This is a genomic window from Burkholderia sp. AU4i (assembly GCF_000466765.1).
Taxonomy (GTDB): Bacteria; Pseudomonadota; Gammaproteobacteria; order Burkholderiales; family Burkholderiaceae; genus Burkholderia; species Burkholderia cepacia.
This window is the reverse complement of the sequence record NZ_ASSI01000132.1, coordinates 1-23933: the sequence shown is the minus strand read 5'-3', so window position 1 is coordinate 23933 and position 23933 is coordinate 1. Positions and strand designations below refer to the sequence as shown.

Below are 23933 nucleotides of genomic sequence, written 5' to 3'. Positions count from 1 at the left end.
GGGCCGGCGTGCGGATTCGCACGAGGAATCAATCAGGAGCGCCCTATGAGACAGAAGCCGGATGGTTTCGCCAATCCGATCTATGTGACGAGACCGATGTTGCCGCCGCTCGGCGAATTTACATCGCAACTGGAAGACATCTGGGACAGCGCGTGGCTGACCAACGGCGGTGCGAAGCACGTCGCGCTGGAGGCAGCGCTCGCGAAGCGGCTCGGCGCCCGCCACTTCTCGCTGTTCAACAATGGGACGAGTGCGCTGCTCGTCGCCTGCCAGGCGCTGCGGCTCGCCGGTGAGGTCATCACGACCCCGTTCACGTTTCCCGCAACGCCGCATGTGCTGCACTGGAACAACGTGACGCCGGTGTTCTGCGATATCGACGAGGATACGCTGACCATCGATCCGGCCGTGGCCGAAGCGCTGATCACGCCGCGCACGACGGGCGTGCTCGGCGTGCACGTGTACGGGATGCCGTGCGACGTGAAGGCGTTCGAGCGCATCCGCGAGCAGTATGGCGTCAAGGTGCTCTACGACGGCGCGCACGCATTCGGTACGGAAATCGACGGCAAGCCGGTCGCCGAGTTCGGCGACGCGACGATGTACAGCTTCCATGCGACGAAGCTGTTTCACTCCGCCGAGGGCGGTGGGCTGGCGATGGCGGACGAAGCGACGAAGCGGCGCGTCGATTTGCTGAAAAATTTCGGAATCTTGAACGAAACCGAAGTCATCATGCCGGGTACCAACGGCAAGATGAACGAAGTGCAGGCGGCACTGGGGCTCGTCAATCTCGCCCATTACGATGCAGAGCACGCCGCGCGGCAGCGCGTGGCACAGGTCTATCTGAGCCGCCTGGACGAGATTCCCGGCATCACGTGCTTCCGGCTGCCGCCGAACGTCGGCCATAGCATGCAGTACTTCATCGTGCGCGTGAATCCGCAGGCATGCGGCGTGTCGCGCGACCAACTGTACGACACGCTGAAGCAGTTCAACGTGATTTCGCGGCGCTATTTCTACCCGCTTTGCAGCGAGCACAATTGCTATCGCGCCCTGCCGAGCGCTGATCCCGGCCGCCTGCCGGTTGCGACGCGCGTGTCCCGCGAAGTGCTGGCGCTGCCGCTGTACGGCGAACTCGGGGAGGACGGCGCGAATCGCATCGTCGACATCATTCAATACATCTGCAATGGCAAACAATAATTATTCGACCGGGGAATCGCGGCCGCGTGTCAGCATTCTCACGACGTCTTACAACTACGGCAGATTCATCGGGGAGACGATTCGGTCGGTACTGTCCCAGACGTACGCGTCATGGGAGCTGATCATAGTCGACGACTGCTCGACCGACGATTCCTGGGAGGTCATCCAGCAGTTCGACGACCCGCGGATTCGCGCGGTGCGTCAGGAGCGGAATCAGGGCGCGTGCGCGGCGTACAACACGGCGCTGCGTCTCGCATCCGGTGAATTCATCGCGAGCCTGGATTCCGATGACGTGTTCGTGCCCGAGAAGCTGGCGGCGCAGGTCGCGTTCATGGACACCCATCCGGATGTCGACATCTGCGGCAGCTTCATGGCGGAAATCGATGCGTCGAGCCAGCCGGTCGACGTCGACAAATGCTTTTATGCGCCGTGGTTCAATCAGGATCTCGACCTCAATGCGCCCGACAGCTGGGTGTGGGAAAACCACCTGTGCCATTCGACCGTGCTGGTCAGGAAGTCCATGCACGATCGAATCGGTTTTTTTCGGGAGGATCTGACTTACTCGCCGGACTGGGATTTCTGGTTGCGTTCGCTCGCCGGCGGTGCACGATTTCATGTGATGAAAGACGCACTTCTGCTTTACCGTGCGCATGGCGGCAACATCACGCACCGCAATCGCGATGCGCTGATGTGGGAGTATGCGGACATCTCCGGCGGTGTCGTGCATCCTTACCTCGCGCGGATCGAGCGCTTCGACTTGCTGCGCAAGAGCATGGAGTCGTTCGTCGGGCGCTTCTTCGAAATCGACGGCGACTGGCGGCGGTTTCTGGAACTGATCGAGATGCTGCGCGTGTACGACCGTCATGAGGACACGTTCAGGATTCCGCCGCATCTGTTCTTCAACAGCGAACTGACCGCGTTCGTGACGAGACTCGCATCTGGCTGGTCGCCGCAAGCTTTTGCCGCCGTTCGAGAGCGCCTGTCGCGGCTAGAGGGCGAGTACGCTGGTTCAGCGCATGCGCCCGAAGACGCCGCGACGTTTCAACTGATGATTCGCGGCGAACGTGACCGCGCGCTTGCCGAACTGGATCAGGCGCGTACCGAGCGCGAGCAAATTGCCACGGAACTCGAACACGCGAAAGCGGCGCTGCGCGCCGCGGCCGAGCGGGAAGAGCGGCTCACCGCCAGTCTGGCCGACGCGCAGACGGAACTCGATCGTGTCAGGGGAACCATCTGGGGCAAGGCGGATAATCTGTACCGGCGCTTGAGCCGATAGTCCATGCACCAGCGAATGATTGAAGATATCTAACCATGCCGCGATACCAGCATCTTCTGTATTTTGCCCAACGCGTCTACCATCGCCTGCCGGTGAGCCAGGAGGCGAAGTGGCGCGTTCGCAAGGCCATTTCGCCGGTTATCACGTCGTTGCGTCAAGGCAAGTCGATTCGTCAGGCGTTGCGCTCGGCGGTCCGGCACGAAAAGTTGCTCGATCACGCTCGCGAATCGCGCCTGCAGCACCTGCTGCTCGACCTCGCGCAGCGGGGCGTGCGAAACGTCAGCCACGTCATTGCGGTGCCGTTTCTCGGAACGGGGGGCGCAGAGCATGTCGCGCTCAATTTCTCCAGAGCGCTGCGCGAGATCCATCCCGATCGTCAGGTCCTGATCGTCGTCGCCGATCGCGACCTGGTCGACGAGCGTGTCGCGCGGATCGATGGCGTGCATGTAGTCGTTCTGCGCGATTTCACCGACGACGATTCGTACGCGCTGAAGCAGGCGCTCCTGTACGACATGCTGCTGGCAATCCGGCCCGCCGTGTTCCACAACATCAATAGCGAAGTCGCGTGGAACGCGGTCATCTCGCAGGGAAGCCTGCTCAAGGAAATCACGCGTCTGTTCGCCAGTATTTTTGCGTTCCAGTTCGCCGAGGACGGCAAGAGCAAGATCGGCTACGCCGCTTATTTCCTTCAGCCGGGGCTGCCGGCGCTGACCGCGCTGCTGTCCGACAACCAGCGCTTCGTGACCGATGCGCGCGCCGAATACAACCTCGGGCAGCAGGGTGACAAGCTGCGTGCCGTGTACAACCCCAGCCGCATGGCGACCGACGGCTGGAAGACGCGCGCGTTAGCGCGCATCGCGAGCCGCGGGCAGGATCTGGCGGGGCAGCGCCCGGCATTTCTGTGGGCCGGGCGGCTCGACAAGGAGAAACGTGTCGACCTGCTGTTGGCGCTCGTGCGGGCATGCCCGCATATTGATTTCTACGTCTATGGCCAAGCGGTTGTGAACGTCAGCGAGCAACTCCCCGATCTCGCGAATCTGCATCTGATGGGGCCGTTCACGTCCCCGGAAGAACTCGTGCGCGAACGAGCGTACACGGGTTTCATCTTCACGTCGAAGTGGGAAGGCATGCCGAACATCCTGCTCGAGATCGGGGCGCTGGGCATGCCGATCATCGCGCCGTCGGTGGGTGGTGTTGGCGAACTGATATCCGATTCGACCGGATATCCGCTGTCGGAGAAGCCGGAGGTCGTGGATTATCGCGCGGCGATGGAGTTGGTCATTTCGAATTCGCAGGAAGCCGAAGCGCGCGCCCGCGCGCTCGTCGAGCTGATCGACGGGCGCCATACGTGGCAGCGGTTCGTCGAGCATGTCAAGGAGTTGGAAGGTTATGGGAGCTGACCGGAAAGAATCGGGCGCTGACGACTCGCGAGATTCGTCGTTGCCGCTCGTATCGGTGGTAATCCCCTGTTTCAATCAGGCGCAGTATCTGAATGAATCGATCTCGTCGGTGCTCGATGCGTATCGCGGGCCGCTGGAGATCATCGTTGTCGATGACGGTAGCACGGCACCCAGGACCGATAGCCATCTGCGTGCAGCCGAAGCGCTGTCGCCCATGGTGCGGGTGATTTCGCAGCAGAACGCGGGCCTTTCGGGCGCGCGCAACACGGGTATCGCTGCCGCGACGGGCGAATTCGTGCAGTTGCTGGATGCAGACGACATCGTCGTTCCGCCGAAGCTCGACCTGCAGGTTGCGCATTTCCAGGTCGCCAATGCACTTGACGTATCGGTGTCCAACTTCCTGTTGTGCGACGATACACGCTCGGTCTTCTCGAAAAACGACGAAGCGATCGCGCACTCGTCGCTCAGCCTGTCCGATTTTCTGTACAAATGGGAGCGCGGCTTCGCGATTCCGATCCACTGTGCGCTGTTTCGCCGAACGGTGCTGATGGACGCGCCGTTCGACACGTCCGCGCGCGCGAAGGAAGATTGGCTGTTCTGGTGCGGCCTGAGCGCGCGCGGCGCGCGCATGGCGTACCTCAACGCGCACAATGCGATTTACCGGCAGCATGCGCAAAGCATGCGCCGGTCGTACGTGAAGATGGGCAAGAGCTGGCTGCATGCTGCGGCCAAGATCGACGCGATGGTGTCCGCCCGCGAACCGGCGTTTTTTGAGTCTGCGGTCGACTGGTTCGAGAGTTTCTATCGAAAGCACCCGGCGTACGTCGAGGAAATCGCACAGTTGCGCGGCCATGCGCATGAAACCGGATCGGGGGCTGCCACGTCGCCGGCCGCTCCCGCGGATCTGCTTGCGCGGAAGCTGGCGCGCCTGCAGGCCGCCATCGCGAAAATGCCAGTGTCGGCGACACCGCTGATCAGCGTCGTGATCCCGGCATACAACCACTTCGACTACATCGACGGCTGCCTACTGTCCGTGATCGAGCAGCAGGACGTCGCATTCGAGATCATCTGTGTCGACGACTGTTCTCCCGATGCACGCACGACCTCACTGCTGCATGCGTTGCAGGGCAGTCATCCGAACGTGCGAATCGTCCTCAACGGCGAAAACAGGGGTATTTCGCGCACGCAGAACGAAGCAGTCGAACAGGCGGCTGGAGAATATGTTGCATTCGTCGATTGCGACGACGCGCTGGCGCCCGGCGCGCTGTCCCGCGTCGCACAGGTACTGGCGCAGGGGCAGCCGTGCGATTACCTGTTCACCGACCGGTTCGACATCGACGAAAGTGGCGACGAAATCCGGCGTGCGGACTATGGCGGTTATCCCGGCATCGCGTTCCGGAACGACGCGAGCATCAGGGGCGACCTGCTCGACGGCATGGTAGCGTCGCACCTGAAGGTGATTCGGCGCAGCGCGTATCTGCAGGCGGGCGGATCGGTCGATGCCTATTCAGGCATCCAGGACTGGGAGCTGGCGCTGAAGATCGCGGAGTTCGGCAATTTCCGGTATCTGCATGAACCACTCTATCGGCACCGGATTCATACGCGCTCCGTTACCTCGTCGGACAGCGTTGGCCAGTTCAAGCGGACCAATATCGTCCGGCGGCAGTTTGCCGGCAGGTGGCTTTGCGAAGGACGCGACCGAACCGGGCCGGTCACGCGTTTTTCGAGCGACGCGAAGTCGATACCGTCGATCGAACAACTGAAGGAAGTGTGGCGGCAGGGGCGGCGATGCGAGATGGTCGTCGCAGTGGACGCGCCGCTACCGGTGCTCAATTTCCTGCGGGAATTCAATTCGTACTTCGATCGCATCGTGTGGACGAGTGCCGAAACCTACGCGGGTCTGCTCGGGTATGTAGAGCCCGGCGTGATGGTGGCGTACGGGCGGGCGCAGCACGACTGACCGGAGTGTGGAGCGCGCGTTGCACGCGCGCTCGGCCTGACGGTTTGCCCGTCGGCCGGTGCCGTGCCACAGTTACTTCCTCCCGGTAAACGGCCGCATGATCGCCCGCAGCAGCGGGCCCAGCACGGGAATCCGGTGCAGGCGAAGATACGCGCGATAGATGATGAAAATGCGGGCGCGCTGAAACGCGACCCACTGGTTCGCGTATTGCCGCAGTTCGACCGACTCGCTCCTGAGGACGTCGGCTTCACGTGCGTGGACGAGCAGCTTCGCGCGTGCGTCCGCGAGTTCCCGCCTCAAGCGACGCAGTTCTTCCTGGTTTTCCGCGGATGCGGCGGTCTGGCCGGCGGATGCCGGTGCGGGCTCGTGGGATTCGTGATGGGAGGCATTCATACCGAATATTCGCTGAATGTTCGCGACGTACTGCGCGTCGCCATGCTTGTCGTGAACGTAGTCGGACGCGCGCTTCGACAGCGCTCCGAGCAAATCGGGTTGGGCGTAAAGGCGCTCGATGGCATCGCGATACGCGTCGACAGCTTCGTCGAGGTCGTTCGATGCCTCGATGAGGATGCCGGTCTCGCCGTCGAGCACGGCTTCGCCGATACCGCCGATGTTCGGTGCGATGACCGGGAGTCCCGACCCCATCGCTTCGAGAATGACGTTCGGCAGTCCATCGAACCATGACGTATAGACGAGCGCATCGTATTCGTGTAGCGGAAGATCCGCAAACGCCGAAAACGGCCCCTTATAGTTTGCGTCGGCCAGGTCGACGTCGAACCCCGGCGTGATGCCGCCGTACAGGTCGAGTGTGATGCCGGAACCGCTCCGCGCGAAGTACTTCGACAGTGCGACGGCCAGTTGCGGCCGCTTCTGGCCATCCAGCCGCGACGCCCACAGCAGGCGACGACGCGGCGTCGCGTGGAGCGTCGGTTCCTTGACGCCGTGCAGCAGCGCGGGGAGGTTGTTCCAGCGGGACGCGCTGGCGCCGAAGATGAATTCGTCGTCGACGACCGTTTGTTCGTTGTCGGTGACGATCCGCGTGATGTGCTGGATGTTGTTCGTCAGGAACTCCACCGCGCCGCCGGAGATGATTGATACGTTGTCTTCGTAGACACGCGTGTCGCAGAACCGGTAGTACGTGACGTCGCGCCCGCTGAACTGCGCGAAATGGCGGCTCAGCATGCGATGGGAAAACACGCATGCGCGAATGTGCAGACGGGCGTCGGGCGCCGCGGCGCGAATCAGGCGTGCGGTGATACGATCGCGCTGGCGGTCCTCGAGCTTCTTGCCGAGCACTGCGACGTCGACGAAGATCGCCGCGTCGGGCAGCCGCGACAACCACGCGTGCTTTTCCATCGGCTCGCCGGAAACCACGAGGATACGCTTCGACGCGCCGCATGCCAGCAGGCCGTTCATCACGTCGAGGATGTAGCGCTCCGCGCCGCCCGCGGGCAGGAACGGGATCAGGAATACGTCCGTGATCGGGCCGGCGTCGCGAATGGCCTCGCACATCTCGTAGTAGACCGCCGACGGTTCGGGTGTCGACCACATCGCGCTCGTCTGGCTGCCATGCCGCAGCGCCAGCGTGTCGACAGCCGGGTCGATCCGGTTGGCAGCCTCCGTCATGTCCGACAGCAGCCGGCTGCCGAGGAATTTCTGCTTGACGTCGTACCACGGTGGCAACATGCGTTCGCCGGCGCGGTACGCACGGTAGTCGTCCGCGAACACGCGCAGGTAAACGGCCGGGTCGAACAGGTCGGTATCCGGCGTTTCGAGCTCGACGTTCAGGCTGCGCGCGGCAGCCATGATGCTCTGCTGGCGCTGGCGATAGTAAAGAACAGTGTCGGGGATGTAGTGTGCCTTCATCCCGAGCGCGATCGCGCACGAATTGAAGTGCCAGTCCTCGAATGCGTGGCCGCGCTGCGTATCGCAGTGCACATACTTGAGGCGATCGAACGTCGAGCGGTGGAAGAACACGCGCGACACGTACGGATGGATGTCCGCGAGCAGGAACGGCATCAGGTCCGCTTCGCCATATTCGGTAATGAAGTACATCGAACCGAATGCGATCAGGTACTGCGGGAACAGTAGCGCATCGTTGCCGTACTGCTTCGCCGCGGCCAGCGCTTCGACGAAGAAGTTGAACGATACGAGATCGTCGGCATCGGCCGTGGCGAAATATTCGCCTTGCGCGATCTCGCAACCGGAGTTTCTGCTAAGACCCAGCGAGCGGTTCGATACCTCGATCGTCTGGACTCCGTCGAAACTGGAGAGGTCGGCCGACGCGATGACAGAGCGGGTCGCTTCGTTCGGGTTGTCAAGGACGACGACAATTTCCAGGGTGATACCGCGGGCTCTTGCGAAGTCTGCCGCTTCAGCGAGGGACCGGAGCGTCCGGTTGATGATGCCGCCCTCATTGTGAGCGTTGAGAATCACCGAAATATCAAACATAGGGTGCAACTGGCGGATGCGTATCGAGGTGACGCATTATATACAGAAGCATTTGGCGTTTCGGAGCCGGCCGGGGCGGGGCCGCACACGCCTGTATTGCGGCCCTTTTTCCGGCCAGGACGCCCGTGGCGCCCGCCGCCACGGCATAATTGCTACAAATGGCAATCCAGTTTGTGTGCGCAGGCATCGCTGCGCACACTGACGGATTCCCCTCGCGCCAAATGTTAACGATAGTCAGCACGTGACATCTCATCCGCAAGCAGTCAATCACGCTCCGCATTCCGTCGACGAAATCCTGTCGATTTCCATCGTGACGTACCACCCGGACGAGGCGCTCCTCGCGCGTACGTTCTCCAGTCTCCGCGCGGCATGTGCGCGTCTCCGGACCGTGCGCGGTGCCAGCGCGATCAGCGTGTGCGTGGTCGATAACGGCGGCTTGCCGGACCTCGCGGCGGATCGTGCCGCGTTCGAGCAGGCCAGCATCGGGTACGGCGTGCTGTCCGGTCACGGCAACGTGGGCTACGGGCGCGGGCACAACCTCGCGATCGAAGCGGCGCGTAGTCGCTATCACCTGATCCTGAACCCCGACATCGACCTCGAGCCGGATGCGCTCGTGCAGGCGCTCGACTTTCTCGATACGCATCCCGAAGCAGGCTTGCTGACGCCGCGCATCGGCGACGATTCGGGCCGGATCCAGTATCTGTGCCGCCGCTATCCGGCGTTGATGGATCTCCTGGTCAGGGGCTTCCTGCCGTCGCCTCTGCGCCAGCCGTTCGAGCGGAGGCTGGCCAGCTACGAGATGCGCGACAGCATCAACGAAACGGACGTCGTGTGGGATCCGCCGATCGTCAGCGGCTGCTTCATGCTGTTCCGTACCGACGTGCTCGCACGTCTGCAGGGCTTCGATCCGCGCTATTTCCTGTACTTTGAGGATTACGATCTCAGCTTGCGGACCGGCCAGTGCGCGCGCACCGTCTATGTGCCGCTGGCGCGCGTGATTCACCACGGCGGCGGCGCGTCACGCAAGGGCTTCGCACACATCCGCATGTTCGCGGCGTCGGCGTTCAAGTTCTACAATCGCTTCGGCTGGAGGCTCTGGTGACCCGCATCGTCGTGACGGGCTCCAACGGCTTCGTCGGCCGCGCGGTCTGCCGGCTGGCGCTCGCGGCAGGACATACGGTCACGGCGCTGGTGCGCCGTCCCGGCGGGTGTGTCGCCGGGGTGCGCGAATGGGTACATGACGCACCGGATTTCGCCGGGCTCGTGGACGCGTGGCCGGCCGATCTCGAAGCAGATTGCGTGATCCATCTGGCTGCGCGCGTCCACGTGATGCGCGACGAGTCGCCCGATCCGGATGCCGCGTTCGAGGCGACCAACGTTGCGGGGACGCTGCGCGTGGCCGAGGCCGCGCACGCGCACGGCGCCCGCCGTTTCGTGTTCGCCAGCAGCATCAAGGCGGTCGCCGAGGGCGATCGCGGTGTACCGCTCGCGGAAGACGTCACGCCTGCGCCCGAGGATCCATACGGACGTTCGAAATTGCGCGCGGAACAGGCACTCGCGCAATTCGGGTTGCACGCGGGTGTCGATGTGGTCATCGTCCGTCCACCGCTCGTCTACGGCCCCGGCGTGCGAGCGAACTTCCTGAAGATGATGGACGTCGTGTCGCGTGGACTGCCGCTTCCGCTGGGCGCGATCGCCGCCCGTCGCAGCCTCGTTTACGTCGACAATCTCGCGGACGCGCTGCTGCGTTGCGCAATCGACCCGAGGGCCGCGGGCGAATGCTTTCATGTCGCCGACGACGATGCGCCGTCGGTCGCCGGATTGCTGCGGATGGTCGGCGACGTGCTCGGCCGGCCGGCGCGGCTGTTCCCGGTACCCGTCACGGTGCTGCTCGCGCTCGGCAGGCTGACCGGCCGCAGCGCCGCCGTTGATCGCCTGACAGGCAGCCTGCAGCTCGATGCCGGCCGCATGAAGCGCGTGCTTGACTGGCAACCACCGCATACGACGCGGCAGGGCCTCGAAGCGACCGCCGCGTGGTATCGTTCGCGCGACAAACAGAAATAGACAATATGCATCCCGCGATTATCACGTGGCTCATGGCGACCGGGGTGGCTCTGGCCGCCGCCGTCGCCACAACGCTCGTCCTGCGGACGCTGCTCGCCACCGGGCTGGCCTGGCGACTCGCAACCGACATTCCGAACGATCGTTCGCTGCACACGCTGCCGACGCCGCGTGTTGGCGGCTGGGGCATCGTGCCTGTGTGCGTGATCGCGATGCTGTGGCTCGCGCCGTCGATGTGGCTGGTTGCCGTGGCCGCCACGGGGCTGGCCGCGCTGTCGCAGCTCGACGATCGGCGTGGGTTGCCGGCGCGGGTCCGGTTCACCGCGCACCTTGTCGCGGTCGTCGCGCTGATCGTCGTCTATCCGGCCGCCGCACCATGGTGGCTCCTTGCCGGTGTCGGTTTCGGGATGGTCTGGCTGACCAATCTGTACAACTTCATGGATGGCGCGGACGGTCTCGCCGGCGGCATGGCGCTGTTCGGATTCGGCGCCTACGCTGCGGCCGCGCTGGCCGGCGTGCAGCCGGCGCCCGATCTTGCCGTGGGCGGCGCGGCGATTGCGGGCGCCGCATTCGGCTTCCTGCTGCTGAATTTCCATCCGGCGAAGCTGTTTCTGGGCGACGCGGGCTCGATTCCGCTCGGCTTCATGGCGGGCGCGCTCGGCTACTGCGGCTGGCGAGGCGGGGTATGGCCGATCTGGTTTCCGGCGATGGTGTTCTCGCCCTTTATTGCTGATGCATCTGTAACACTTGCGAGACGTTTGTTACGCGGGGAAAAGTTCTGGCAGGCGCACCGGGAGCATTACTATCAGCGCATGGTGCGCTCCGGCACTGGTCATCGGCGTACCGCCATTTACTGGTACCTCGTGATGCTCGCGGGCATAATCACAGGCCTGTGGGCATTGGGCCGGCCGACATTGCAGCAGTGGGGGCTGTTTGTCGCCTGGTATGGCGTGCTGGCGTGTATCGGTTGCGCGATCGACGCGCGCTGGCGACGGGTCGGTACGGCCGCCGAAAACAAATCTTGAGGTCTCCCGCCGATGTTGCGATCCAAAGCATCTTGGCTGTCACTGAGTGCTTTCCTGTTCGACCTGCTGGCGGTTCTTGCCGCATGGTTGTTTGCTTATCTCGTCCGCTTCAACGGTAGCGTTCCACCCGATTTCCTCGGCGGGGCGCTCATGGCGCTGACGTGGGTTTTGCCCGTATACGCGCTGATGTTTCACATATTCGGCCTGTATCGCGGGCTGTGGGTATTCGCGAGCCTGCCCGACCTGATGCGTATCGCGAAGGCGGTGGTCGGCGGCGGCGTGATCGTGATGATCGGCGCCGTGATGTTCCAGCCTGTGCCGATCATTCCGCGCTCGGTGCTGCTCGTGTCGCCGCTGATGCTGTTCCTGGCGATGGGCGGCGCGCGCGCGCTGTATCGCGCGACGAAGGAGTATTACCTGTACGGCGGCCTGGTCGGGAAGGGCAAGCCGGTGCTGGTGCTCGGCGCCGGCACGGCCGGCGCGAGCCTCGCGCGCGAACTGTCGCGCTCCGGCGAATGGCGCCTCGTCGGCCTGCTCGACGACGATGTCACGAAGCAGGGCCGCGAAATCTACGGTTACAAGGTGCTCGGCTCGTTCAACGACCTCAAGCACTGGACCGACGCGATGAAGGTCGAGTACGCGATCATCGCGATTCCGTCGGCATCGGTCGAAACCCAGCGTCGCGTCGCGACCCTGTGCGTGCGTGCCGGCGTGAAGGCGATGGTGTTGCCGTCGCTGACCGCGTTGATGCCGGGCCAGGGCTTCCTGTCGCAGGTGCGGAACATCGATCTCGAGGATCTTCTCGGCCGCGACGCCGTGACGATCGATACGCCGCACGTCGAGGCGCTGCTGCGCGGCCGCGTCGTGATGGTCACGGGTGCGGGCGGGTCCATCGGCTCCGAGCTGTGCCGGCAGATCCTGCGCTTCGCGCCTGCGCAGCTCGTCGCATTCGATCTGTCCGAATACGCGATGTACCGGCTGATCGAGGAGTTGCGCGAGCGCTACCCCGACCTGCCTGTCCTGCCGATCATCGGCGATGCGAAGGATTCGCTGCTGCTCGACCAGGTGATGTCGCGCCATGCGCCGCACATCGTGTTTCATGCGGCCGCCTACAAGCACGTGCCGCTGATGGAGGAGCACAACGCGTGGCAGGCACTGCGCAACAACGTGCTCGGCACGTATCGGGTGGCCCGTGCGGCGATCCGCCACGACGTGCGCCACTTCGTGCTGATTTCGACCGACAAGGCCGTCAATCCGACCAACGTGATGGGCGCGAGCAAGCGCCTGGCCGAAATGGCCTGTCAGGCATTGCAGCAGACGAGCGGGCGCACGCAGTTCGAGACCGTGCGCTTCGGCAACGTGCTCGGCAGCGCAGGCAGCGTGATTCCGAAGTTCCAGCAGCAGATCGCGAAGGGCGGCCCGGTGACGGTCACGCACCCGGAGATCACGCGTTTCTTCATGACGATCCCGGAAGCGTCGCAGCTCGTGCTGCAGGCATCGAGCATGGGGCATGGCGGCGAAATCTTCATTCTCGACATGGGCGAGCCGGTGAAGATCGTCGATCTCGCCTGCGACCTGATCCGCCTGTACGGTTTCTCGGAAGAGCAGATACGGATCGAGTTCACCGGGTTGCGGCCGGGCGAGAAGCTCTATGAGGAACTGCTCGCGGACGACGAGGCGACGACGCGCACGCCGCATCCGAAACTGCGGATCGCACGTGCCCGCGAGGTGCCGGACAATTTCCTCGACGAACTCCTGCCGTGGCTGATGCAGCATCGCGTGCTGCCCGACGACGAAGTGCGACGGGATCTGCGCCGCTGGGTGCCCGAGTATCAGACGGCCGCCGTGCCGGCCCTGAAGAGCGTACGGGTCGCGTCGAACCGTTGACGGCCTTTGCCGCGGCGGCGCGGCAGTCGCTCCGCGCAAAAGAAAAGCGCCCCGCGGGGCGCTTTTTTCATGCTTCATGCCGGGCCATGAGCGGCTCAGTGGCTGCGCCGCTCCTTCCTCACCACCATCCACCGCGGCACGCGGAACCGCACGATGCTGAGATACAGCCACACGTAGGTCAGCGCGAACAGCACGACGAACACGAACAGGTGCACCGTGTGCCGCCAGAACAGCGTCGCGGGTATCACCGCGACGAGGCACAGCAGCCACAGATAAGGTGAAGTAAGCGAATTCCGCCGCGTGAGGTCGTGCGCGTGCTTCGTGCCGACGGCCCAGCGCATCAGCCGCTTGTACACGAGCATGTGCAGGTGCACGCCGTCCGGAATCCCCGGCGACATCCCACGAATGAATTTCTTCCGGTAGATCGAGAAGCAGGTCTCGAAGATCGGGTACATGAACAGCAGCACCGGGTACCACGCGGATACCTCGCGGTTGCGCATCACGAGCATGATCGCGAGTTCCGCGAGCATGAAGCCGATGAAATAGGCACCGCCGTCGCCGAGGAAGATCAGCCCGGCCGGGAAATTCCACAGGAAGAAGCCGAGCACGGCGCCCATCATGATGATCGACGCGGACATGACGACCGGGTCGCGGACCTGGAACGCCACGTAAGCGAGCGATGCGAACATCATGAAGCTGACCATCGACGCGAGCCCGTTGAAGCCGTCGATGATGTTGACCGCGTTCGCGAGCGCCGCGACCGCGAGCACGGTGATGAACGCCGAAATGGCCGCGTAGCGGAGCAGGAAATCGAGCGGCGGCACGCTGATGCGCGTGACCGCGATACCCATCAGCCAGAACGCGAGCGCGGCCGCGCCCATCGTGCAGAGCAGCCGCGCGCGCGGCGACACGCGTTTGGTCAGGTCCTCGACGAGGCCGGACAGAAACGCCGGCAGCCCGCAGGCCGCGATGCCGAGAATACTGCCCGCGATCGTCGGATAGTGCCGGGACAGAATCAGCGCGGCCACGACGACCCCGGCGAGGATCCCGATGCCCCCCACGCGCGGCACGGGCCGCACATGGAATTTCTGCACGCCGGCCAGGTCGCTGTCGACCGAGAATTTCTCGTGAAGGTGCGCGTAGCGCACGATGAACAGCGTGACGAGCAGGGAGACGATGAAGCCGGACGCGAAGCTGAGCATGGGATCGCTCGAAAAATGGACAGCGGATTATACAAAACCGCGCGGGTTCCCCTCCTGCCATCGCCAGTGGTCGACACACATTTCCTCGATGCCGAGCGTCGCGCGCCAGCCGATGATGTCGGCCGCGGCCTGCGGGTTCGCGTAGCACTCGGCGATGTCGCCCGGGCGGCGCGCGACGAGTTCGTACGGCACCGGGCGGCCCGAAGCCTTCTCGAACGCGCGCACGACTTCCAGCACGCTGTAGCCCTGGCCCGTGCCGAGGTTCACGACGAAGCTCGCGTCGCGTTTCGCGAGCGCGTCGAGCGCGGCGATGTGCCCCTTCGCGAGATCGACGACGTGGATGTAGTCGCGCACGCCCGTGCCGTCCGGCGTCGGGTAGTCGGAGCCGAACACGCGCAGTTTTTCCAGCTTGCCGACGGCAACCTGCGCGACATACGGCATCAGGTTGTTCGGGATGCCGGCCGGATCCTCGCCGATCAGCCCGCTCGCATGCGCGCCGACCGGGTTGAAGTAGCGCAGCGTCGCGATGCGCCACGTCGGGTCCGACACCTCGAGATCGCGCAGGATCTGCTCGGCGATCAGCTTCGACTGGCCGTAAGGATTCGTCGCGGACAGCGGGAACGACTCGTCGATCGGCGAGCGCTCGGGCACGCCGTACACGGTCGCGGACGAGCTGAACACGAACTGCTTCACGTTGCGCTCGCGCATGACCTTGAGCACCGCGAGCAGGCCGCCGAGGTTGTTCTGGTAGTACTCGAGCGGCTTCTCGACCGATTCGCCGACGGCCTTGAGCGCCGCGAAATGGATCGTGCCGGTGATCGGATGCGCGTCGAACACCTTGGCGAGCGCGGCTTCGTCGCACACGTCGACCTGATGGAACGCGGGCGTCTTGCCGGTGATCCGCTCGATGCGGCGCACGGATTCGGCCTTGCTGTTGACGAGGTTGTCGACGATCACGACATCGAAGCCGTTGTCGAGCAACTCGACGGCCGTGTGCGAGCCGATGTAGCCCGCACCGCCGGTAACGAGGATGGTGCCTTTAGCGGTCATTGCAGATGCGCTCCTTCAGAGGGTGATGCCGGTTAACGAATGGATGGTACGCCGGTAGCGTTCGACGACCTGCTGTTCGTCGAATTCCGCCGCGACCTTCTGCCGGCCGCGCGCGCCCATCGCGTCGCGTCCGGCCGTTCCGAGTTCGATCATGCGGAGCAGTTGCTCCGCGAGGCTCGCGCTGTCGCGCACACGGCACAGGAAGCCCGTGTCGCCGTCGGCGACGACGTCGCGGCAGCCCGGCACGTCGGTCGCGACGATCGGGCGCCCCATCGCCGATGCCTCCATCAGCGTGCGCGGCACGCCTTCGCGGTACGACGGCAGCACGACGCAGTCGGCCGCCGCGATATGGGGGCGCACGTCGTGCGCTTCGCCGAGATACTCGACGACGCCTTCGCCGACCCACGCATCGACGTCCGCGCGGCCGATCGCGCTCGGATTGTCGACGCCGAGCGGCCCGAGCAGCTGGAAGCGCGCGTTCGGGAAGCGCTCGCGCACGACGCGCGCAGCCTCCACGTATTCGCGCACGCCCTTGTCCCACAGCAGGCGGCCGATCAGGATGAAGACGGGGGCGCTGCCGGCCGGCAGCGGCATCGGCGCGAACTGTTCGAGATCGACGCCTTCGCCGTGCAGCAGCCGCGCGCGATCGGGATGCGCGAGCAACTGCTCGTCGGTGAAGGTGGCGAGATCGTCGCGGTTCAGGAACCACACTTCGCGCGGGAAGCGGAACGCGAACCGGTACAGGCGCTTCGCGACGCTCGCCGCGCGGCTCTTCTGGATGAAGACGTAACCAAGCCCCGTCGTCACCGCGATCGACGGCACGCGCGCGAGCCACGCGGCGACCGAGCCATAGATGTTCGGCTTGATCGTGTAGTGAAACACGAGATCGGGCTGCAGCGCGCGGTAATGACGGAACAGTGCGGCAAGCGTGCCGAGATCCTCGCGCGGGCTCGTGCCTTTCGACGCGACCGCGAGTGCCACGTAGCGGCAGCCCATCTGCTCGAGCAGGGGCACCGTGCGGTCGTGCGGTGCGATCACGACGACGTCGGCGCCGCGCGCGACGAGCGTGCGGATCAGCCCGTGGCGATACGTGTAGATCGCCCAGGCCGTGTTGCAGACGAGCGCGATGCGCAGCGGGGAGGTGGCGGACATGAAAAAAAGAAAAAATAAAGCGTCGAAATGGCCGAAAACGCGGGCTGCGCGTCAGGCGGACGGCCGGGCGGCGAACAGCGTCTGCTTGATCCGCTGCAACGTACGGTACGGCGTCACGAAATGCAGCAGGTTCTTGGCGAGGCCGGCCCAGTCGTACGGGTTCAGCGCGTTGAAGTGGCTCAACAGCAGCGTGAGCGTCGACACCAGCTGGCGCCGGCGCTTGGTCGCACTGATCCCGCCCTCGTTCAGTTCGTAATAGAGGCCGAGTTCCGGCAGGTTCGCGCAATCGTAGCGTTGCATTAACCGCAAGAAAAGATCGAGATCCTCGGCCGCACGGTATTTCGCACGATAGTTCCCCACTTCGCGCACGGCGTCGATGCGCAGCATGACCGACGGATGCACGAGCGGCGAGCGCAGAAAGCGCGTGCGGCGCAGCGTGCGCGGATCGGCGGGCGGCGTCAGCATGAAGCGCGGTTCGCCGGCGCGCGACACGACCTGCGTCCACATGCCGACGCAGGCCACGCGCGGATGGGCGCCGAGATATGCGCGCTCCTTTGCGAGGCGCTGTGGCGCGGCGAGATCGCCCGCGTCGATGCGGGCCGCGAAGCGAAAGCCGCGCGCGGCGAGCGCGTCGATGCCGGCCGCGAGCGCGCGCTCGATGCCGCCATTCTCCGGCATGCGCAGCACGTCGATCGTGAGGCCGGGCAGGTCGGGCGCGACGATCGGCGGCGTGCTGCCGTCATCGACGATCAGCACGTGCACGGGCGTGTCCTCGCGAAACGATGCGAGGGTCCGAACGACGTCGTCGTGCCCGTTGTAGGCCGGCATCAGCACGGCCACGTCGTCGAGCGGGGTCGGGCAATCAGGGGACGTCATGGTCGCAGCTTGAAACGGATGTAATAAAAGTTGACGGCGGCGGCGGCCAGATAGCCGGCTGCCAGCCCGACGAGCGCGCCGTACAGGCCGAGCCGCGGGATCGCAAACAGGTTGACGAGCGCGGCGATCGCGAGCGCGAGCAGCCATTTCGACAGCAACACGAATTTTGCTTGATATTTGAGAACGATAAGATTGCCTATCGCCTCGATGCCGGCCGGCACCGACAGCCAGACCGCCCAGCGGAAGATGTCGACCGACGCCTCGTAGCCGTGGCCGAACACCTTGCCGACGATCAGCGGGGCGGCGGCGTCGAGCACGAGCGCGCCGGCCGTCATCAGGCCGGCCGTCATCGCGATCAGCCGGACGATGTTGCGGCGCAGCCGCGCGACGTCCTGCACGCGATAGACGAAGGCGGGCGCGATCGTCTGCGCGAGCATCAGCGCGAGCGTGATCCAGTTCTCGTTGAGCTGCTGCGCGGCCGAGTAGCGGCCGAGATCGGCGAACGACACGTGACGCTCGAGCATCAGGCGGTCGAGCTTCAGGAACAGGTACATGCAGATGAGGCCGAGCCAGAACACGGTGCCGGCCGTCGCAAAGTGCCTGAACAGCGGCTTGTCGAACGTCCAGCCGAGCGATCCGCCGTTACGATGCCGGTAGTACAGCATCAGCGCGAAACCGATGGCGGCGGCCTCGAGCGCCCACAGCCACGCGAAGCGGGCGGGGCCCGCGGCCGCACGGACGAGCAGCCAGACGAGCAGCGCCTTCGCCAGCGCGGTGACCATGCTGGCGACGAGCTGCGGCTTGCTGTAGGTCATGCTCTGCAGCCACGCGTTGATGACGCCGACGAACGGTTCGCGGAACACCATCGTGACCGCCAGGCCGGCGAGCATCGCGCCGACCAGCGGATCGAAGGCGCCCGCGGCGATCGCGATCCAGGTCGCGACGAGCGCGGCGGCGGAGACGGCGATGCGCAGCGCGAATGCGCTGCCGAGTACCGCGCCGAGCTGGGCAGGCGGGCGCTGGACGATGGTCGGGACGAGGATTTCCGCGCCGCACACCCAGGTGAGCGGCGCCAGTACCAGGAGGAGCGTATTCGCATACTGCCATTTGCCGAACACATCCGGCCCGAAATAACGGGCCAGCAGGCCGCTGATCGCGATCGCGACGCCGATCTGCGTGAGCCGTTCGAGCCCCAGCCAGACGAGATTCGCGACGGCCTTCGCGACGTCCGGGTTGCCGAAGCGCTTCAGCATGCGCTGTGGCGGCGTGCGCGCAAGGGGGCCGGCAGGGCGCCCGGGGGCTGCAGGTCGGCGGCGACGGGACGGCTAGGCATTAAAATGGGCGGTATGCGCGTCATCAAAACCCGCGATTATAAGTGGGATCGGGGTGGCTTCCGCCGTTCTGCGCCAGCGGGTGCGCTCCTTGCCGGACGGGCATGTATCATGCGCGGCGCCGGCGAGCGGCGGCCAGGCAAGCCAGACAATTTTCCATGCACGCAACTGAGAGAAGTGAATCGATGATCTCCCAATCCATCTTCAAGGCATATGACATTCGTGGCGTGGTCGGCAAGACGCTCGACACCGACACGGCGCGCGGGATCGGCCGGGCATTCGGCAGCGAAGTGCGCGCGCAGGGCGGCGACGCGGTCGTCGTCGCGCGCGACGGCCGCCTGTCCGGGCCGGAGCTCGTCGGCGCGCTTGCCGACGGCCTGCGTGCGGCGGGCGTCGACGTCGTCGATGTCGGCATGGTGCCCACGCCGGTCGGCTATTTCGCGGCGAACGTGCCGCTCGCGCTGAAGGACGGCGAGCGCCGCGTCGATTCGTGCATCGTCGTCACGGGCAGCCACAACCCGCCCGACTACAACGGTTTCAAGATGGTGCTGCGCGGCGCCGCGATCTACGGCGAGCAGATCCAGGCGCTGTACCGCCGTATCGTCGACGAGCGCTTCGAAACGGGCAGCGGCTCGTACGAACAGTTCGACGTGGCCGACCAGTACATCGCGCGAATCGTCGGCGACATCAAGCCGGCCCGTCCGATGAAGCTCGTCGTCGACGCCGGCAACGGCGTGGCCGGCCCGCTCGCGACGCGCCTGTTCAAGGCGCTCGGTTGCGAACTCGTCGAGCGCTTCACCGACATCGACGGCACGTTCCCGAACCACCACCCCGATCCCGCCCACCCGGAAAACCTGCAGGACGTGATCCAGGCGCTCAAGGACACCGACGCCGAGATCGGCTTCGCGTTCGACGGCGACGGCGACCGCCTGGGCGTCGTCACGAAGGACGGCCAGATCATCTATCCGGACCGTCAGCTGATGCTGTTCGCGGAAGAAGTGCTGTCGCGCAACCCGGGCGCGCAGATCATCTATGACGTGAAGTGCACGCGCCACCTCGCGCAATGGGTGAAAGCGAAGGGCGGCGAGCCGCTGATGTGGAAGACGGGCCACTCGCTCGTGAAGGCGAAGCTGCGCGAGACGGGGGCGCCGCTCGCCGGCGAAATGAGCGGCCACGTGTTCTTCAAGGATCGCTGGTACGGCTTCGACGATGGCCTCTACACGGGCGCACGCCTGCTCGAGATCCTCGCGAAGACGGCCGATCCGAGCGCGCTGCTCAACAGCCTGCCGGACGCGATGAGCACGCCCGAACTGCAGCTCTGGCTCGACGAAGGCGAGAACTTCCGCCTGATCGACAAGTTGCAGAAGGAGGCGAAGTTCGACGGCGCCGAGGAAGTCGTGACGATCGACGGCCTGCGTGTCGAGTACCCGGATGGCTTCGGCCTCGCGCGTTCGTCGAATACGACGCCGGTCGTCGTGATGCGTTTCGAGGCCGAGACGCAGGAAGGGCTCGAGCGTATCCAGGAAGACTTCCGCCGCGTGCTGACGGCCGCGAAGCCGGACGTCAAGCTGCCGTTCTGAGCCTCGGCGGCCGGTAGGCCGCCCGGGGCGCGAGGGTGGGTCCAATCGTCGCGCCGGCCCCGAAAAGCGGCGCATGCCCAAGGCGTGCGGCCGCTTTTTGTCTGTCCGCCCCCCCGGGCGCGATAAAATCGCGTCTTTATGCCTGTCGCCGGCTGCCAGCCGGCGTTTTTTCAGCGTGCAAAAGATCCTGATCGTGCGCGTGTCGTCGCTGGGCGACGTCGTGCACAACATGCCGGTGATCGCCGATATCCGGCGCCGCCACCCCGATGCGCAGATCGACTGGCTCGTCGAGGAAAGCTTCGTCGACCTCGTGAAGCTCGTCGACGGCGTGCGCAACGTGCTGCCGTTTTCGTTGCGGCGCTGGCGCAAGAAGCCGTTCTCGGGCGCCACGTGGCGCGAGATCCGCGCGTTCCGCCAGCGCCTCGCGGCCGAGCAGTACGACCTCGTGATCGATTGCCAGGGTCTCATCAAGACGGCCTGGGTCGCGAGCTGGGCGCGCGGCCCGCTCGTCGGGCTCGGCAACCGCACCGACGGCGCCGGCTACGAGTGGCCCGTGCGTTTCTTCTATCGCAAGCGGGTGCCGATCGCGCCGCGCACGCACGTCGTCGAGCGCTCGCGGCAACTCGTCGCGGCCGCGCTGGGCGACCCGGCGCCGACGCCGGCCGACCCGGTCGACTTCGGCCTCGATACGCGCGCGGCGGCGCTCGCGGTGGCCGCGCTCGGCCTGAACCTGCCGGTGCCGTACGTGGTGTTCGTTCACGCGACGTCGCGTGCCGACAAGCAGTGGCCGGACGCCGCATGGATCGAGCTCGGCCAGGCGCTCGTGCGGCGCGGCGCATCGCTCGTGCTGCCGTGGGGCAACGACGCGGAGCGCGCGACCAGCGAGCGGCTCGCGAAGGAATTCGGCGCGGCGGCGATCGTGCCGCCGAAGCTGTCGCTGCCGGCCGTGGTCGGCCTGATCGACGGCGCGGCCGCGACCGTCGGGGTTGACACAGGTCTGGTTCACATCGCGGCGGCGCTGAAGCGTCCGACGGTCGAACTGTACAATTTCGCGACGGCCTGGCGGACCGGCGGCTACTGGTCGCCGAACGTCGTCAATCTCGGCACGGCGGGGCAACCCCCGTCGATCGCGCAGGTGAAGTCGGCGCTCGCGGGCTTCGGTCTCCTGTAACGGCCGCCATAGGCACGAACCGGCACGCACCCGCACGCACCGGCACGAATCCGCGCGAACCCAAGCGAACCGATCATGAGCGAATCCCAGATCATCGAAGTCCCGTCCGCCGACTGGAGCGGACACAACCTGTCGGCGCCGCGCGAGCAGCTGCTGGCCGCCGTCGAGGAAGGCAAGGTGCTGTATTTCCCGCACCTGCGCTTCGCGATCGAAGGCGGCGAGGAGGCGCTGCTCGATCCGGCGCTCGCCGACCCGAAACGCAAGAACATCAGCCTCGCGCCGAACGGCGGCGCGCTCGCCGGCGTGCTCGGCGACAGCGTCACGCAGTCGGCGGTGCGCGCGCTCGTCGCGCGTTTCCAGCAGCAGGCCGGCACGCTCGTCGACGGCCTGTTTCCCGAATATCGCGGCAAGCTGCGCGTCGCGCCGACGAGCCTGCGGCTGATGCAGGTCGAGACGCGCCAGACATCCTGGCGCAAGGACGACAGCCGGCTGCACGTCGACGCGTTCCCGTCGCGGCCCAACTACGGTGAGCGCATCCTGCGCGTGTTCACGAACGTGAACCCGGCCGGCGTGCCGCGCGTGTGGCGCGTCGGCGAGCCGTTCGAGGATGTCGCGAAGCGCTTCCTGCCGCGCATCAAGCCGCAGCTGCCGGGTGCCGCGTGGCTGCTGAACCTGCTGCACGTGACGAAGTCGCCGCGCAGCGCGTACGACCACCTGATGCTGAACCTGCACGACAGCATGAAGGCCGATCTCGACTACCAGAAGACCAGCCCGCAGGAGACGATGCCGTTTCCGCCGGGCTGCGTGTGGATATGTTTCTCGGATCAGACTTCGCACGCTGTGATGTCCGGCCAGTTCATGCTCGAACAGACGTTCTTCCTGCCGGTCGACGCGATGGTTCGCCGTGAATGCGCGCCGCTCGGCATTCTCGAACGCCTGAAGGGCAGGGCGCTGGTTTGAGCGCGCACCTGCTTCGACGCAACACGAGGGCCGCCGCATGCTGCGGGTGATCTATCGCGCGCTGTGGTGGCTCGTCGCGCCGGCCGCGGTCATCCGGCTCTACGTGCGCTCGCGCAAGGAGCGCGGCTATCGCGAGCACATCGCCGAACGTTTCGGCCACGTGGCGGGCCGCTCGCGCGACGACCGCGCGCCGCTAATCTGGGTGCATGCGGTATCGGTCGGCGAGACGCGCGCCGCGCAGCCGCTGATCGACGCGCTGATGCGCGCGCGTCCCGATGCGCGCATCCTGCTCACGCACATGACGCCGAGCGGTCGCGCGACCGGCGAACAGATCTTCGGCGATCGCTTGCTGCGTTGTTACCTGCCGTACGACATGCCCGGCGCGGTGCGGCGCTTCCTGCATGCGTGGCGGCCGACGCTCGGCCTCGTGATGGAAACCGAGGTGTGGCCCACGCTGATCGACGAGTGCCGTCGCGCTGACGTGCCGCTGGTGCTGACCAATGCGCGGATGTCCGCGCGTTCGTTCCGGCGCGCGGCGAAGTTCGGCGCGGCGACGCGCGACGTGTTCGGCGGCTTCTCGCGCGTGCTCGCGCAGAGCCCGGCCGATGCGGAGCGGCTGACGTCGCTCGGCGCGCGCAACGTCACCGTGCTCGGCAACCTGAAGTTCGACATGACGACGCCGCCGGAACTGGCGGCGCGCGGCCATGCGTGGCGCGATGCGATCGGCGCGCGGCCCGTGTGGGTCGCTGCGAGCACGCGCGAGAACGAGGAGGCGCTGGTGCTGCAGGCGTTCGCCGCGATGCGTACGCCCGGCGCGCTGCTGGTGCTCGTGCCGCGTCATCCGCAGCGTTTCGCCGAGGTCGAGGCGCTCGTCGGGCGCAACGGGCTCAAGTGCGTGCGACGCTCCGCATGGGCGGCCGACGCGGCGGCACTCGCGGCCGGCCGTCCGGCCGCCGAGCCGCTGCCGGACGACGTGACGGTGCTGCTCGGCGATTCGATGGGCGAGCTCGGCGCGTATTACGCGGCCGCCGACATCGCGTTCATCGGCGGCAGCCTGCTGCCGCTCGGCGGACAGAACCTGATCGAAGCGTGCGCGGTCGGCGTGCCGGTACTGATCGGGAAGCACGTGTTCAACTTCACGCAGGCGACCGCCGACGCGGTCGCGGCCGGCGCGGCACTGCAGGTCGAGGATCCGCTCGATCTCGCGCACGTGCTCGACGCGCTGTTTGCCGACAACGCGCGGCGCATCGCGATGGGCGCAGCCGGCGCGGCGTTCGCTTCGCGTCACCGCGGCGCGACCGCGCGCACGGTCGACGTGCTTGCCGCGCTGCTGCCGCCCGCCGAAGCCGGCGCGCATGCG

The 23933-nt window shown here is 65.7% G+C and carries 19 protein-coding genes; 12 read left to right on the top strand and 7 right to left on the bottom strand.

The window, feature by feature from the left end; all coding sequences use genetic code 11:
* Positions 1–45: 45 nt before the first annotated feature.
* Both L810_RS28295 and L810_RS28290 read left to right on the top strand, forming a co-directional pair.
* Complete coding sequence (locus L810_RS28295) at positions 46–1191, top strand: DegT/DnrJ/EryC1/StrS family aminotransferase (protein ID WP_021161721.1); 1146 nt, start codon at positions 46–48, stop codon at positions 1189–1191.
* On the top strand, positions 1178–2467 hold the full coding sequence (locus L810_RS28290) for a glycosyltransferase family 2 protein (protein ID WP_042976529.1): 1290 nt from the start codon (positions 1178–1180) through the stop codon (positions 2465–2467). The genes L810_RS28295 and L810_RS28290 overlap by 14 nt, the downstream gene beginning before the upstream one ends.
* A 29-nt stretch (positions 2468–2496) precedes the next feature.
* On the opposite strand, the gene L810_RS49280 is transcribed toward L810_RS28290, so the two are convergent.
* Positions 2497–2913, bottom strand: a complete 417-nt coding sequence (locus tag L810_RS49280) for a hypothetical protein (RefSeq protein WP_257009000.1) — start codon at positions 2911–2913, stop codon at positions 2497–2499.
* On the opposite strand from L810_RS49280, the gene L810_RS28285 reads away from it, so the two are divergent.
* Both L810_RS28285 and L810_RS28280 read left to right on the top strand, forming a co-directional pair.
* Complete coding sequence (locus L810_RS28285; RefSeq protein WP_244114656.1) at positions 2908–3867, top strand: glycosyltransferase family 4 protein; 960 nt, start codon at positions 2908–2910, stop codon at positions 3865–3867. The genes L810_RS49280 and L810_RS28285 overlap by 6 nt on opposite strands.
* Entirely contained in the window at positions 3857–5827 is a 1971-nt protein-coding gene (locus L810_RS28280) for a glycosyltransferase family 2 protein (RefSeq protein ID WP_021161718.1), read from the top strand. Before L810_RS28285 ends, L810_RS28280 begins: the two co-directional genes overlap by 11 nt.
* Positions 5828–5899: 72 nt before the next feature.
* On the opposite strand, the gene L810_RS28275 is transcribed toward L810_RS28280, so the two are convergent.
* Complete coding sequence (locus L810_RS28275; RefSeq protein ID WP_162175299.1) at positions 5900–8263, bottom strand: glycosyltransferase; 2364 nt, start codon at positions 8261–8263, stop codon at positions 5900–5902.
* A gap of 256 nt (positions 8264–8519) precedes the next feature.
* On the opposite strand from L810_RS28275, the gene L810_RS28270 reads away from it, so the two are divergent.
* From L810_RS28270 to L810_RS28255, 4 genes are read left to right on the top strand one after another with little or no spacing between them, the layout of a single operon-like run.
* The gene (locus L810_RS28270; protein WP_021161716.1) at positions 8520–9380 is read left to right on the top strand and encodes a glycosyltransferase family 2 protein; all 861 of its coding nucleotides are present in this window, start codon (positions 8520–8522) and stop codon (positions 9378–9380) included.
* Positions 9377–10342, top strand: coding sequence for a UDP-glucose 4-epimerase family protein (locus L810_RS28265; protein WP_021161715.1), 966 nt, complete (start codon positions 9377–9379; stop codon positions 10340–10342). Before L810_RS28270 ends, L810_RS28265 begins: the two co-directional genes overlap by 4 nt.
* A 5-nt stretch (positions 10343–10347) precedes the next feature.
* A complete protein-coding gene (locus tag L810_RS28260) occupies positions 10348–11364 on the top strand; it encodes an MraY family glycosyltransferase (RefSeq protein WP_042976527.1) in 1017 nt (338 codons plus the stop codon).
* Between the two features lie 12 nt (positions 11365–11376).
* Entirely contained in the window at positions 11377–13251 is a 1875-nt protein-coding gene (locus L810_RS28255) for a polysaccharide biosynthesis protein (protein WP_021161713.1), read from the top strand.
* Between the two features lie 95 nt (positions 13252–13346).
* Here the strand turns inward: L810_RS28255 and L810_RS28250 are convergent, their stop codons facing one another.
* The 5 genes from L810_RS28250 to L810_RS28230 are packed head-to-tail and all read right to left on the bottom strand — an operon-like array spanning position 13347 to position 18784.
* Positions 13347–14453 (bottom strand): MraY family glycosyltransferase, encoded by a 1107-nt coding sequence (locus tag L810_RS28250; protein WP_021161712.1) that lies wholly within the window; start codon positions 14451–14453, stop codon positions 13347–13349.
* A gap of 27 nt (positions 14454–14480) precedes the next feature.
* Entirely contained in the window at positions 14481–15503 is a 1023-nt protein-coding gene (gene galE / locus L810_RS28245; protein ID WP_021161711.1) for a UDP-glucose 4-epimerase GalE, read from the bottom strand.
* 15 nt (positions 15504–15518) lie between these two features.
* Positions 15519–16655: a glycosyltransferase family 4 protein gene (locus L810_RS28240; protein WP_021161710.1), complete on the bottom strand. Its 1137-nt coding sequence runs from the start codon at positions 16653–16655 to the stop codon at positions 15519–15521.
* 51 nt (positions 16656–16706) lie between these two features.
* The gene (locus tag L810_RS28235) at positions 16707–17531 is read right to left on the bottom strand and encodes a glycosyltransferase (protein ID WP_021161709.1); all 825 of its coding nucleotides are present in this window, start codon (positions 17529–17531) and stop codon (positions 16707–16709) included.
* The gene (locus tag L810_RS28230; protein WP_021161708.1) at positions 17528–18784 is read right to left on the bottom strand and encodes a lipopolysaccharide biosynthesis protein; all 1257 of its coding nucleotides are present in this window, start codon (positions 18782–18784) and stop codon (positions 17528–17530) included. Before L810_RS28230 ends, L810_RS28235 begins: the two co-directional genes overlap by 4 nt.
* 263 nt (positions 18785–19047) lie before the next feature.
* Here L810_RS28230 and L810_RS28225 point away from each other — a divergent pair, with 263 nt between their 5' ends.
* The 4 genes from L810_RS28225 to waaA form a co-directional block, all read left to right on the top strand.
* Positions 19048–20442, top strand: coding sequence for a phosphomannomutase/phosphoglucomutase (locus L810_RS28225; protein WP_021161706.1), 1395 nt, complete (start codon positions 19048–19050; stop codon positions 20440–20442).
* Positions 20443–20617: 175 nt separating this feature from the next.
* Positions 20618–21613, top strand: a complete 996-nt coding sequence (gene waaC / locus L810_RS28220) for a lipopolysaccharide heptosyltransferase I (protein WP_021161705.1) — start codon at positions 20618–20620, stop codon at positions 21611–21613.
* 75 nt (positions 21614–21688) lie between these two features.
* On the top strand, positions 21689–22573 hold the full coding sequence (locus L810_RS28215; protein WP_021161704.1) for a Kdo hydroxylase family protein: 885 nt from the start codon (positions 21689–21691) through the stop codon (positions 22571–22573).
* Between the two features lie 37 nt (positions 22574–22610).
* Positions 22611–23933: lipid IV(A) 3-deoxy-D-manno-octulosonic acid transferase (gene waaA, locus L810_RS28210; protein ID WP_042976524.1), on the top strand; the 1323-nt coding region annotated here is incomplete at its 3' end.